Raw genomic sequence first — 12,715 nt, 5'->3', positions numbered from 1 at the left:
TTTGTATCAAACACTTAGTACATTGATACAAAATTGGGGGTTGTCATCATGGAATTCACTCTGCCGCGGCTGGCGTTCCTGCTTCCGGCCGCGGGCGCGGTTGTCGTGTACATGTTCCTGCGTTTCGTGGTGTGGGCGCCGCGGACGGGCAGCACCGCGAGCAGTGTTTCGCAGCACGCCTTCTGGGTGGGGATCATCGGCTGGATGGCGAGCTCGCTGCACGGCGCCATGCACGCAGGCCAGATCCCGCCGGGCACCGACACCGCCCCGAACACACCGGACCAGCTCCTGATGGTGCTGGGCTGGCCCGTCGCCGCTACCCTGGTGGTGCACGCAATCGGCCAGTGGAGTTACCCCGCGCCCCGGCAACCGCGGCGGCACGCCGAACTGTCCGTGCGGCGCATCCGCGACTTCCTGCCGCGCGGCCTGGCGTGGACCACTGCGGTCATCTTCGCCGGCACCACCGCGACGCTCGCGTGGATCTCCGGCATGCCGGGATTCGAAGCGGTTCAGGCGGCCACCGCTCCCGACGGCGGCTACATCCGCCCAGCTCAACCCGGCAGGATCCCCGGGGCCGAACTGGCCGCTTGGCTCGGCGGCGCCCTGCTCTTCCTGGCGATCGGAACCTTGCTGGTCCTCTGGCTGATCGCCCACCGCCGCCAGCTCGAAACGCTCGACGCCGACGACAACCGCGCGCTGCGCACGCTCGCCATGAACCGGCTGCTGCGGACGGTGGCCACTGTTGCTTCCGGACTGGCGGCGGTGGCGGGAAACTTTGCCATGCTGACACCGCCCGGCGTCGTTCCGTCGTCGATGTTCAACCCAGCGGCCGCGGCCAATATCATCGTGCTGCTCGTCATGTGGCGGTGGCGGCACGGAGAGCTGCCATCTCTGGCGGCCATCGACAAGCAGCGTGAAGCGGCGCTGCCTCACAGGATCGGCCATCCGGCGGCCCGGCTCTCGGTATCGATCGGAGCGTGGCTCGGCGTGATCGCCGCGCTCCCCCTGTTCGCGGGCTTGTTCCTGATTCCGGCGCTGTCCGAAGCCGGAAGCTGGGGCATGCCCGGATGGGTAGCCGTCATCGCCGCGCTCATCCTGCTGGCGATCGCCGCCGGGGAACTGCTCACCGGTACGAACTACGGGAGCGCGGAGGCCGCCGTCGACTGGCCACGGCAGCCGGTCTCGCGCGGGCTGCTGGGCACCGCGATCACCGGCGCAGCGTTGCTTCTCCTGGTGTTGGTCCTCACAGCGATAGGCCAGGCCAGGCTGTATGAGGCACCGGCCTGGCCCGCCGTCGCCGGGCTCACGGCAGTCGTCCTGCTGGCGGGCGCTGCGGCGCTATGGACGGTGCGCCGTCGTGCCATCCCTGCCTCAGGGGAAGGCACGGGCTTGGACGGCGCCTTGCGCGCCATCGCGGTCTACCGCGCCGCCCGCACCCTCGCCGCCTACTTCGTGGTCCAGGCCGGCGTTTTGCTGATGATGCTCAGCCACGCCTTTACACCCCTTTTCGAGGAGCCCACAAGCTTTGTCCCGCAGGATCAACCCGCCATCATGACCGCCGGCGCCATCATCGCCACCCTGGGCGTCGCCATCGCCGTGACGCCGGTCCGGTCCCTGCTGCGCGCGCTCCCCCGGCCGGCCGGGCCCCGGCTCGAAAGCACCGCGCCTTGACGGCCGGAATCTCGCTCGACCTGCGCTCAGCGGTGCCTCCGTATGAGCAGATCCGTTCGCAGCTCAGCTCGCTGATCGCCGTCGGCTCGCTGCCGCCGGGCAGCAGGCTGCCCACCGTCCGCAGCCTCGCCGCGGACCTCGGCATTGCCGCCGGCACCGTGGCCCGTGCCTACAAGGAACTCGAGGCCGCCAGCCTGATCGAGACCCGCCGGCGGAACGGCACCGTCGTCCTCGCCCCGGCGGACACTCCGACGGCGGACGTGCTGGCCGCCGTCGACCGCTTGGTGGACGCGGGCCGCAAGGCCGGGCTGGATGGCGAATCTCTCGTCCAACTTCTCAGGGGGCGGCTGCAGTAAGCAAGTAAGCTGGACCCGTGAGCATCCCCACCCCGTACGAAGACCTTCTTCGCGATGTCCTGGCCAATGGAACCCACAAGTCGGACCGCACGGGCACCGGCACCCGGAGTGTCTTCGGCCGCCAGCTGCGCTTCGACCTCAGCGAGGGTTTCCCCCTCATCACCACCAAGCGCGTGCACTTCAAGTCGCTCGCGCTGGAACTGCTGTGGTTCCTCCGCGGCGAATCGAACGTGAAATGGCTCCAGGAACAAGGCGTCAGCATCTGGGACGAATGGGCTGACGCGGACGGCGAGCTCGGCCCCGTGTACGGCGTGCAGTGGCGCAGCTGGCCCACCCCCGACGGCGGCCACGTGGACCAGATCGCCGAGCTCATGAAGGGCCTGGCAGCGAACCCCGATTCCCGCCGCCACCTGGTCTCGGCCTGGAACGTCGCCGAAATCAAGGACATGGCACTGCCGCCCTGCCACGCGTTCTTCCAGTTCTACGTGGCGGACGGAAAGCTCTCCTGCCAGCTCTACCAGCGCTCGGCAGACATGTTCCTGGGCGTGCCGTTCAACATCGCTTCCTACGCGCTGCTGACCATGATGGTGGCCCAGCAGCTGGGTCTGGAACCGGGCGAGTTCGTCTGGACCGGCGGCGATGTGCACATCTATGACAACCACCTGGAACAAGTCACCGAGCAGCTTCGCCGCGAGCCGTACGAATACCCGCAGCTGCGCTTCACCCGGAAGCCGGATTCGATTTTCGACTACCGCTTCGAGGACTTCGAGGTGCTCGGCTACCGGCACCACCCCACCATCAAGGCACCGGTGGCGGTATGAGCGGGCATCCTTCGCACAAGGCGGAGTCGCCGGACAGCCGCGAATCCGCATCGCAGCTCGGCATGGTCTGGGCACAGACCACCAAGGGCGTCATCGGCCGGGGCGGCACCATGCCGTGGCACCTGCCAGAGGACCTGAAGCATTTCAGTTCGCTGACCACCGGGCATCCGGTCATCATGGGCCGCAAGACCTGGGAGTCCTTCCCGCCGAAGTACCGGCCCCTGCCCGGCCGCACGAACATTGTGGTGACCAGGCAGGAAGGCTGGGCAGGCACGCCCGAGGCGGAGGGCGCCGTCGTCGTTTCCTCCCTGGACGAGGCGCTGCTGGAATCGCAGTTCGCGCCCGGCAACGACCACGTCTGGATCGTGGGCGGCGGCGAGATCTACCGCCAGTCCATGGGTTTGGCGGACGTTGCGGTGGTTACGGAAATCGACTCGGATGTTGAAGGCGACACCTACGCTCCCGAACTCGGGGAGCACTGGCGGCGCGAATCGACGGATCCAGCGGAAGGCTGGCTGGAGTCGAAGAACGGCACCAAATACCGGATTGCCACGTGGCGCCGGACGGAAGACTGAGGAATGCTGAAGAAACCTGAAACCCTGTTCGTGCTCGGCTACATGCTGTTGCCGTTGCTCGCCCTTGTCTCCGCGATCATGGGACTCACCATGATCCTGGGCGGCAACAAGATCGTGGGCATCATCGTGCTGGTGGTGGTCACCCAGGTCTTCGCCTTCGGCGCTTTCTTCGCCTTGCGTGCCCGCAAGGCTGCGCTGTTGCAGGAGGCCGCCCTTCTGCAGCAGAACGACGGCGGGCAGTAACGCCGGCGGGCGGCGCCGCCGTCGTGTGTGTCCGCCGTCGTGTATGTCCCCGTGACGTAACCGACAGCGTCTCGGTGACGCGAAAGTCTAAACTGGTCAAATGACTACAGCAGCTAATCCGTCCGTTGGACTGGTCGGTTGGCGTGGCATGGTCGGCTCGGTCCTGATGCACCGCATGCAGGAAGAGAACGACTTCGCCAACATCAACCCGGTGTTCTTCTCCACCTCGAACGCAGGAGGTGCCGCGCCGTCGTTTGCTGACGGCGCAGGCAAGCTCGAGGACGCGTTCGATATCGAGACGCTGGCCAAGCTGCCCATTGTTGTCACCGCCCAGGGCGGCGACTACACCAAGCAGGTCCACGGCGAACTCCGCAGCCGTGGCTGGGACGGCCTCTGGATCGACGCCGCTTCCACCCTGCGCATGAACGACGACTCGATCATCGTGCTGGACCCCATCAACCGCGACGTCATCGACGCCGGCCTTTCCGGTGGCGTGAAGGACTTCATCGGCGGCAACTGCACCGTGTCCTGCATGCTCATGGGCCTTGGCGGGCTGTTCAAGAACAACCTGGTGGAGTGGGGTACCTCCATGACCTACCAGGCCGCCTCCGGCGGCGGCGCCCGCCACATGCGTGAGCTGCTCAACCAGTTCGGTACGCTCAACAACGAGGTCAGCAGCGAACTTGAGGACCCGGCGTCGGCCATCCTTGAAATCGACCGCAAGGTGCTCGCCACCCAGCGCACCGGCGTGGACGCCACCCAGTTCGGCGTGCCGCTGGCCGGTTCCCTGATTCCGTGGATCGATGCCGACCTCGGCAACGGCCAGTCCAAGGAAGAATGGAAGGCCGGCGTGGAGACCAACAAGATCCTCGGCACCGGCAAGGGCACCGAGGGCAAGGACCACATCGCCATGGACGGCCTGTGCGTGCGCATTGGCGCCATGCGCTCCCACTCCCAGGCGCTGACCCTCAAGCTGCGTGAGGACCTGTCCGTCACCGAGATCGAAGAACTCCTGGCCAAGGACAACGAGTGGGCCAAGGTGGTTCCGAACACCAAGGAAGCCTCCATGGCGGACCTCACCCCCGTGGCCGCCTCCGGCACCCTGGAAATCCCGGTAGGCCGTATCCGCAAGCTCGAAATGGGCCCGGAATACATCAGCGCCTTCACCGTGGGCGACCAGCTCCTCTGGGGCGCGGCCGAGCCGCTGCGCCGCATGCTGAAGATCGCCACCGGCACCCTCTAGAAATTTCAGGGCCGGGGCCCGGCGGAATCCGTTCCGCCGGGCCCCGGCCTTTTTCGGATCCGGGATATCAGGGGGATTTGCAATGGTTTTTGACCGCGAACGGGACCAGCGGGACAGGAAAATGGAAGCCTTCCACAAAGACGCACTGTCTCGGGGTGAACGGCGCAGCCTCTACCGGACCATGAACGGCGATCTCTACAGCTATGCCGAGGACGAGATTGGCATCGCCAGGACCGGCTCCGGGCCGACCGTCACGTCCTGGTGGGGCATGTGGATCCTGGCCGTGGTGTTCGCCGGCATCGCGCCGTGTTCTCGGTGGTCTTGGTCTTCGCGCCAACAGGCCAGGACCCGCTGTGGGGTGCCCTGTTCCTGACCGTACTGAGCCTCGGCTGTGTGGCCTACGCTGCCCGTTTGGCCATGCGCGAGCTTGCGGCCAAGCGGATCCGCCGCGAACGCGGAATCCCGGAGCCCAGCCCGCGCCAGCTCAACTAGGGCCGTTCTGCCTTACCCCGCCTGGAACGCCAGGTACTTCGCCGCCTGTGCCTCGAAGGCCCGTGCCGCGGCCGGCGCCAGGCCGTCCGTCCCGAACGGTTCGGGCATGACGGCGGCATTCCGGCCGGTGCCGTTCTTCGCCCAGGTGCCGATCACTGTGCCCCCGGAGACGATCATCCGTTTGAAGACTCCGTTGCCACCCGGCACCACCTTCTGCGCATGCCCGGGCGCCAGCACCAGGCTGCGGTCCTTGTAGCCGAGCAGGAATTCATCGAACCCCGGCAAGGCGAGCAGGGTACGCGCGCCGGGAACACCGTCGTCGAGCAGTGCGGCAGCCTCAGGCGAGAGCCAATAGGAGGTTCCCCCGAACTCCAGCTCCACCACGTCCGCTCGGATCCTTCCCAGTGCGGCTTTCGCCTCGGTCTTGGGGATCTGCGTCCACCAGCAGAAGTCGTCCAGCGTGGCCGGACCATGCCCGCGGAAGTACCTCAGCAGGAGCTCCGATATACCGTCCTCGCGCCCCGGATCACGGGACGCCGGAATCCATTCCTCGAACGGCATGAAGAGCTGCTGGCCTGCGGCTTTTCCTTCCGCGCCGGCCATGGGTCCCTGCACCAGCCAGGCATTCAGGCACAGGCTCCAGAGCAGGTGCACGCCGCGCTGGGCCTTGGTGATCTGGCCGTGTTCCTCGAATGCTGAGAAGAGCTGCTCCCGCGTGGCGCCTCTCCCGCTTGCCAGCAGCCCGCCGGCGATGTCCCGGCAGTGGGCGATATCGTCCGCCGTGATGCCCAATTCACGGTGCCGGCCCGCCGCACCCCTGAACATCCGTTCCCTCGTGATGCCAAGCATCCAGCGAAGGTCCCACGCCGGAACCAGGTGCAGGGTGCCGCGGAACGGCCAGGAGCGAACCACCGTTCCCGCGTCCAAGGCCGCCCGCACCTGGCTGAGAGTACTTCCCGGAACCCGCTGCCCCACAGCCCACAACGCGGAGGCCAGGTCCTGGGCCTGCATGGCCGTCAGGTGGCTGACGCATTCGTCCACGGAAGCGAATGCTGCGTCCCGGCCCGGAACCCCGCCCAGCAGCCCTTGGCTGGCGAGCCTCAGGCGGCCGATGGTCTTGGCGGTGACGCGGGGCGTGGCGGAAACCATGTCCTCATCCTAGGGGGTGGCGCCCACCGGGCTTCCAGCCTCCGCCCAGCCGCGGTTCCTAGGCTGGGGGCATGCTTTTCGGTGAAAGCGGCGCGCTGCTGCGGCCCCTGAGCAGGCGCCTGGCGGGGGCTGGCTGGCTGCTAGCCGCCGTCGGGATCGCCTGCGGGCTGGCCGTCGCGGTCGGTTCGGGAGTACGGCTCAGCCGGGAAACGCATGCCATCCAGGCAGCCGGGCTCACGGCCACGGTGGCCTCCGCCCTCCTCCTGCTCCTTGCGGTCTTCACCCAGCCGTCCGCACGCCGGACAGGCGCCGAAAAGCTCCGCCCGAGCAACGGGAGCGCACGCAAAGAGCAGGCCCGCAGCTTCCTGCTCGCCGCCGTCGTGATGCTGGTGGCGGTGGCGGGCTTTGCCGCCGCAGGGTGGACATCCTCCACGGGGCCCTCGCCGCAAAGCGGCGCGTTCAGCCAGGTGTTCCTGCTCGGAGCCGTGGACTGCGGATTGACGTTCCTGCTGCTGAACAAACCGGGCAGCGGGAACGCCGGGTCCTAGAGTTCCAGCCCGATCAGCAGCGGTTCCGGGTGCAGCTCAATACCGAAGCGTTCGACGACGCCGCGCCGCACCTCGCGCGCGACCGCCGCCATGTCCTCGGCACTGGCGTTGCCGCGGTTGGTGATGGCGAGGGTGTGCTTGGTGGAAAGGGAAGCACGTCCGCCGGATACGCTTTCCGGGTCCAGTCCGTAGCCCTTGGCGAAGCCTGCGTGTTCGATCAGCCAGGCCGCGGACAGCTTCACCAGCCCGTCCGTCCCGGCCGGGTAGCGCGGAGCGTTCTCCGGGAGCTCTCCGGCGTCGGTCACCGGAACCACGGGGTTGGTGAAGAAGGAGCCGGTGGAATAGGTATCCCGGTCAGCGGGATCCAGGACCATGCCCTTGGAGGCGCGCAGGCGCAGCACCTCGCGCCGGACATCGTTGGCGTAGGCGCGCTTGCCGGGTTCGACGCCGAGGACCCGGGCCAGCTCAGCGTAGCGGATGGGAGCACTCATCCTGCCAAGCGGCAGCTGAAACTCGACGCTGAGGACGACGTACCGTGGCGAGCCCTCCGTGGTGCTCTGCTTCAGGATCGAATCCCGGTAGCCGAACTTCAGTTCCGAGTTGCTGAACGTCTTCACCGCGTTGTTTTCGCGGTCCCAGGTGCGTACCGAGGCGATGGTCTGTGAAACATCGGCACCGTAGGCACCCACGTTCTGCACCGGAGTGGCCCCCGTTGCCCCGGGAATCCCGGACAACGCCTCGACGCCGGACCAGGCGTGCAGCACCGCGTGCTCAACAAAGGCATCCCAGTTGTGCCCGGCCTGGACCACCACGGACACGCCGCCGCAACTGTCTTCGGAGTTCACGGTGAAGCCTTCGGAGGCGATTTTCAGCACGGTGCCGGGGTAGCCGGAATCGGCGACGAGGAGATTGGAGCCGCCGCCGACGATCAACAGCTTCTCCCCCGCGGCGTCGGTGGAGCGGACGGCGTCGATGATTTCCGCTTCGCTGCAGGCCTCGAGGTAACGGGCGGCAGGGCCGCCCACGGCGGCAGTGGTCAGGTCGGAAAGCAGCGTCTGGGTCACCAATCGAGTCTAGCCTGCGGTGCGTGCCTGCTGCGGCGCGGTGGCCGGGCGCAGCACAGGCGCCAGGAAGAAGCTCAAGGCCTGGAACAACAGCACCGCCAGCAGGGAATGCAGGATGCCGAAATGCTCGGCGAGGAAGCCCAGGGCAGGCGGCCCGCACAGGAACGCGCCGTAGGCGATGGTCGAGGCCACGGAAACGCGGGCTGCGGCGTGGACGGGATCGTCGGCGGCGGCGGACATGCCCACCGGGAAGCCGAGCGAGGTGCCCAGGCCCCACAAGCCGAGGCCCACGAAGGCGAGCCCTGGGACCGGGGCAAGGACGAAGAGTGCCAGCCCCGCGAAGGCCGTGGCGGCGCAGCACCGCATGACCGCGACCCGGCCGAAGCGGTCCAGCATGAAGGTGCCGGCGAACCGCCCCACGGTCATGAAGGTCACGAACACCCCGTAGCCCGCAGCTCCCGCAGCCTCGTTCTGGCCATGGCCGTCAGCCAGTGCGAGGGCCGCCCAGTCGCCCGCGGCCCCCTCGGAGAGGGCGAGTCCGAGGACAAGCAAGCCGAGTACGATGGTCCGCGGTTCGCGCCAGGCCATGGCGACCAGCTTCTTGCCGTGCAAGGAGGCGGCCTCTGAGGCCAGTGCGGGGTTGATGACCGGCAGCGGACCGGTGGTGGGGTCTTCGAAGGTGTCCGTTTTCCGCGGCCGCAGCGGCTTTCGTTGCAGGGGCCGGCCACCGCTGCGTTCCAGGTCCGCCCGGAAGGCGCTGCTGGCGGTCAGCACAGTGGCGATCGCGACGGCGCCCACCAGGCCCAGGTGCCAGGCGACGGACAGCTGCGCGGCGGCCGCCCAGGCTCCCAAGGCGGCACCGGCCACGGTTCCAAGGCTGAAGGAGCCGTGCAGCCAGGACATGACGTGCTTGCCCAGTGCGCGCTCGACGGCGGCGCCCTCAACGTTCAGCGCGGTGTTGTAGCAGCCGTTGGCCAGGCCAAGCAGCGCCAACCCGCAGGCGGCCACCACCAGGCTGGACAGCACCGAGGTGCCGATGCCCAGGAGGAACAGGCCGCTGCCGCTGAGCACGCAGGCAATCCGCGCCGCGCGTGCCGAGCCGAGCCGGAGTACCACCAGGCCGGAGACGGACACCGCTGTGAAGGAAGCCGCCGTCAGGCATAGCAGGATGAGCCCGACCGCGGCCGGTGTGAGGTCCAGGCCGTTCCGTACGGCGGGCAAGCGGGAAACCCAGGACGCCGCGGCGATGCCGCTGGCCCCGTAGGCAGCCATGACAGCAAAGCGCCACCGGGCAATGTCTGCCGCGGTGGCGCCTTCGCCGTGTCCAAGGGTGGTGTCCAAACCGGCTTTACTGTTCGCTCGGCGTGGACTGTTTGGTCAGCTTGACGACGGCCTGCGACTTCATCAGGACCTTCTGCCCATTGAAGGTGACGGTGAGGTCGACGCGCGCGGTGCCGGCCTCGGCGTCGAGCGCTCCCACCACGCCGGCCACCTCGATCACGGCGCCGGGCTCAGCGGTGCCGGTGGTGTCGCTGACCAGGACGGGCTTGGTGAAGCGGGTCTGGTAATCGACGACGGCGGCGGGGTCGCCGGCCCAGTCGCTCACCAGCTGCACGGCGGAGCCCATGGTGAACATGCCGTGCGCGATGACGCCGGGCAGGTCAACACCGGTGGCGAACGCTTCGTTCCAGTGGATCGGGTTGAAGTCGCCGGATGCGCCGGCGTACTTCACCAGGTCCTGGCGCGTGACCTCGATGCTGCGGGTGCCGATTTCCTGGCCGACGGCGAGGTCTTCAAGTTTCAGGCTCATGCTTACTGTCCCTCTCCGCGGACCAGGATGGACGAGGTGGTGGTGGCCACGGGTTCACGCTGCAGGTCATCGCGCACGGTGAAGATTTCCGCGCGCGTGGTGATCATGGCACCGCCGCCCATGGCGCGGACGCCGTCGACGTGCAGTTCGGCGCGCAGCTGGTCACCGGCCACGATGGCACGGTGGTGGGTGAAGCGCTGGTCGGCGTGGACCACGCGGCTGAAGTCGATGCCCGATTCCGGGTCCTCGATCAGCTGGGCGTCTGCACGCTGGGCCACGATGATGGCGAAGGTGGGCGGGGCCACGAGGTCGTTGTGGCCGAGCGCCCTGGCGGCCTCGACGTCGAAGTGGGCGGGGTGGGTGGCCTTGACCGCCCGGGCGAACTCCCGGATCTTCTCGCGGCCGACGTCGTACACCTCTGCGGCAGGGTAGCTGCGGCCCTGCAGGTCGGGATTGATTGTCATAACCCTAAGGTTAGCTTGCAGGGGTCCCCGGCCGAGCTTGCGAGGTTGGGGGGCAAGCTAACCGTTACTTCCTGAGCTTCCGGCGGATCTGCTGGCCGCGCACCACCAGGCCCACCACGTGCAGCACCAGGCCGAGTCCGATCACGCCAAGGGATGCCATGGCCAGGCCCTTGTTCTGGGTGGAGTTGCCGATGATCGTCAGGATGATCCCGACGGCGATCAGGCCCATGGCGCTGAAGACCAGCGTCTTGTAGGTGGTTGAGGCGGTGGCCCAGAATTCGTTCAGCACCCAGCCAGTTTAGCGATCAGGGCCATGGCACTCAGAACAGCGAATCCTGGAGCGCCGGAACGTCGGTGCGGTAGTCGCCGAATTCGATGCGGCGGCCCTTGAGCGCCCCGAGATCGGCGATGAAGCCGCATTCCTCACCCGGCAGTTCGGCCAGCGCGATCGCCCCGGACAGGGAGCGCACCGTGAAGCCGTGTGTGCCGCCGTCGAACGCCTGCGGATACGGGTGCCGGCGCCCGTAGCTATCGCATGCTTCGTCCGCGAACCCGGGACGCTGCCACTCCTCCTCCACGGTGGAGAAGCCGTCCATCGCCAGACCGTCCAGCAACTCACGGGTGCGGACAGCGGCCGCTTTGTGGACGCAGGAAAGCCCGACGACGGCACGCGGCTCGAGCAGGCCCGCCGCCTTCGCGGACGAGCGGACCAGCTGGGGCGTGCCGAGTTCCCGGGTCACCAAATCCTCGAGGATCCGCACCGCGCGGCCGTCCTCGGCGTGCGCCACGTAGGACGCATGGACGGCTCCTTGTTCGGCGAGCCGCTGCCATTTCCGCGGGGCGGAGGCCGTGCCAACCTTGGTGGCGCCGTTCGCGAAACTTGCGATGTAGAGCCAGTGCGGCTGCATGAGATAAGCCCGCAGCCCGGGCGGCACGGAGCCGCCGCGGTGGAAGTCGTGCATCAGCCGGGAATCATCGCGGGCAAAGCATTGCCCGCATTGCCTGCCGCGTTCGGCCGGGGCCGCTTCGGGGCACGGCACGTGGGTGCGGTCCCTTGGCCCGTGGACCTTGCTGTGCCCCAGGCACCACAGGCCATCGAGCACGCGGAAGCCGAGCCCGGTGCCTGCCGTCAGGGGAACAGCGCTGCGCTCCCCCGACGGCGACTGCAGGCGCAGCGCCGGGGATCCGCCGTCGGGCAATCCACCCGCGGGAGAGGCATCCCAGGCGACGCCGTGCACCAGCATGGCTACAGGGAAGGCTGCACCCCGAACGCCACGGCGAGCTTCATGATCTTCTCGGCACGGCCCAGGCGCGGCAGGTCGGAGCCGTCGCGGATGACGCGGCCGTTGGCTTCGAAGTCGTTCATGAAGTCGGTGGCCCAGGCGACGTCCGAAGGCGTGGGGCTGATGACTTCGTTGATGACCGTGGTCTGGTCGATGGCCAGGCAGAGCTTGCCGGTCATGCCCATGGTCACGGTGATGCCCGTCTGCTCGCGCAGGATGGGGTGGTTGGTGCCGACCGTGGGGCCGTCGATGGGGCCCGGCAGGTTGCCCACGCGGCTGGCGACCACGAGCTTGGCACGCGGGTACGCCATGGCCTCGGGGGTGGCCGCCATGCCGGTGTCGCGACGGAAGTCACCGGAGCCGAAGGCGAGGCGGAAGCAGCCCTGGCCCTTGGCGATGTGGTTGGCTTCCTCGATGCCGACGGCGGATTCCACCAGGGCGATGACGGGGGTCTTGCCGTCCATGCGGTGGTAGGACTCGGTGACCTGGTCGGCGGATTCGGTCTTCGCGAGCATGACGCCCAGCAGGCCCGGGGTACCACGGAGCCCGGCGAGGTCGTCCGCCCAGAACGGGCTGGTGGCGTCGTTGATGCGGACCCAGGCCTGGCCGCCGGCAGCCAGCCAGTTCACCACGTTCTCGCGCGCATGGTCCTTCTGCGAGGGGTCCACGGCGTCTTCGATGTCCAGGATGATGGCGTCTGCGCGCGAGGAAGCCGACTGGTCGAAAAGCTCCGTCTTCATGGCGTTCACGAGGAGCCACGAGCGGGCGATGTCGGCGGGGATGCTGCGGGTGGAGCGCGCGGATTCGGCGGCAATGCTAGACGTCATGCATCTACCGTATCGGGCGCGCGGTGAGTATGGCCAAGAAACAGCCTTCTATGTGGTCTTCACTATGAACAAAACAAATGTGACCATGGAGCGGGCGTGTCGCAGGTTACTGCACCGCGCGGTATAGAATCGGGTTCCCGATCAGCAATCCCGAATCCAAGGAGCATCT

General features: G+C 67.8%; 16 protein-coding genes. 8 read left to right on the top strand and 8 right to left on the bottom strand.

The window, feature by feature from the left end; translation table 11 throughout:
* Positions 1–48 precede the first annotated feature (48 nt).
* The 7 genes from BIU82_RS15545 to BIU82_RS20210 all read left to right on the top strand — a co-directional run bounded on the left by BIU82_RS15545 (position 49) and on the right by BIU82_RS20210 (position 5,401).
* Positions 49–1,671, top strand: coding sequence for a hypothetical protein (locus tag BIU82_RS15545; protein ID WP_070350445.1), 1,623 nt, complete (start codon positions 49–51; stop codon positions 1,669–1,671).
* The gene (locus BIU82_RS15540) at positions 1,668–2,027 is read left to right on the top strand and encodes a GntR family transcriptional regulator (protein WP_070350327.1); all 360 of its coding nucleotides are present in this window, start codon (positions 1,668–1,670) and stop codon (positions 2,025–2,027) included. Before BIU82_RS15545 ends, BIU82_RS15540 begins: the two co-directional genes overlap by 4 nt.
* Before the next feature lie 17 nt (positions 2,028–2,044).
* Complete coding sequence (locus tag BIU82_RS15535) at positions 2,045–2,848, top strand: thymidylate synthase (protein WP_070350326.1); 804 nt, start codon at positions 2,045–2,047, stop codon at positions 2,846–2,848.
* Positions 2,845–3,423 (top strand): dihydrofolate reductase, encoded by a 579-nt coding sequence (locus tag BIU82_RS15530; protein WP_070350325.1) that lies wholly within the window; start codon positions 2,845–2,847, stop codon positions 3,421–3,423. Before BIU82_RS15535 ends, BIU82_RS15530 begins: the two co-directional genes overlap by 4 nt.
* Positions 3,424–3,426: 3 nt before the next feature.
* Positions 3,427–3,666 carry an NF038396 family protein gene (locus BIU82_RS15525; RefSeq protein ID WP_070350324.1) on the top strand — a complete coding sequence of 80 codons (240 nt, stop codon included), beginning with the start codon at positions 3,427–3,429 and terminating at the stop codon, positions 3,664–3,666.
* 100 nt (positions 3,667–3,766) lie between these two features.
* Entirely contained in the window at positions 3,767–4,909 is a 1,143-nt protein-coding gene (asd, locus tag BIU82_RS15520) for an aspartate-semialdehyde dehydrogenase (protein WP_070350323.1), read from the top strand.
* Between the two features lie 306 nt (positions 4,910–5,215).
* Positions 5,216–5,401, top strand: a complete 186-nt coding sequence (locus BIU82_RS20210) for a hypothetical protein (RefSeq protein ID WP_253182801.1) — start codon at positions 5,216–5,218, stop codon at positions 5,399–5,401.
* Positions 5,402–5,413: 12 nt separating this feature from the next.
* Here BIU82_RS20210 and BIU82_RS15510 read toward each other — a convergent pair whose 3' ends face one another.
* Positions 5,414–6,550 (bottom strand): winged helix DNA-binding domain-containing protein, encoded by a 1,137-nt coding sequence (locus BIU82_RS15510; RefSeq protein ID WP_070350322.1) that lies wholly within the window; start codon positions 6,548–6,550, stop codon positions 5,414–5,416.
* Between the two features lie 71 nt (positions 6,551–6,621).
* Between BIU82_RS15510 and BIU82_RS15505 the strand changes: the two genes are divergently transcribed.
* Positions 6,622–7,098, top strand: a complete 477-nt coding sequence (locus tag BIU82_RS15505; RefSeq protein WP_070350321.1) for a hypothetical protein — start codon at positions 6,622–6,624, stop codon at positions 7,096–7,098.
* Here BIU82_RS15505 and BIU82_RS15500 read toward each other — a convergent pair.
* From BIU82_RS15500 to BIU82_RS15470, 7 genes are all read right to left on the bottom strand, one after another.
* Entirely contained in the window at positions 7,095–8,162 is a 1,068-nt protein-coding gene (locus BIU82_RS15500) for a UDP-N-acetylmuramate dehydrogenase (RefSeq protein ID WP_070350444.1), read from the bottom strand. The two genes, BIU82_RS15505 and BIU82_RS15500, sit on opposite strands and share 4 nt — an antisense overlap.
* A gap of 9 nt (positions 8,163–8,171) precedes the next feature.
* Entirely contained in the window at positions 8,172–9,434 is a 1,263-nt protein-coding gene (locus BIU82_RS15495) for an MFS transporter (protein ID WP_139146650.1), read from the bottom strand.
* Positions 9,435–9,510: 76 nt separating this feature from the next.
* A complete protein-coding gene (locus BIU82_RS15490; RefSeq protein ID WP_070350319.1) occupies positions 9,511–9,972 on the bottom strand; it encodes a MaoC family dehydratase in 462 nt (153 codons plus the stop codon).
* Between the two features lie 2 nt (positions 9,973–9,974).
* A complete protein-coding gene (locus BIU82_RS15485; protein ID WP_070350318.1) occupies positions 9,975–10,436 on the bottom strand; it encodes a MaoC family dehydratase N-terminal domain-containing protein in 462 nt (153 codons plus the stop codon).
* Positions 10,437–10,500: 64 nt separating this feature from the next.
* Entirely contained in the window at positions 10,501–10,725 is a 225-nt protein-coding gene (locus BIU82_RS15480) for a DUF3188 domain-containing protein (RefSeq protein WP_070350317.1), read from the bottom strand.
* A gap of 31 nt (positions 10,726–10,756) precedes the next feature.
* Complete coding sequence (locus tag BIU82_RS15475) at positions 10,757–11,680, bottom strand: DUF2797 domain-containing protein (RefSeq protein ID WP_070350316.1); 924 nt, start codon at positions 11,678–11,680, stop codon at positions 10,757–10,759.
* Positions 11,681–11,682: 2 nt separating this feature from the next.
* Positions 11,683–12,546 (bottom strand): CoA ester lyase, encoded by an 864-nt coding sequence (locus BIU82_RS15470; RefSeq protein WP_070350315.1) that lies wholly within the window; start codon positions 12,544–12,546, stop codon positions 11,683–11,685.
* Between the last annotated feature and the right edge of the window lie 169 nt (positions 12,547–12,715).

Source organism: Arthrobacter sp. SW1 (assembly GCF_001766675.1).
Classification (GTDB): Bacteria; Actinomycetota; Actinomycetes; order Actinomycetales; family Micrococcaceae; genus Arthrobacter.
The sequence above is the reverse complement of the archived record's forward strand: the minus strand, read 5'-3'. Positions and strand labels throughout refer to the sequence as shown.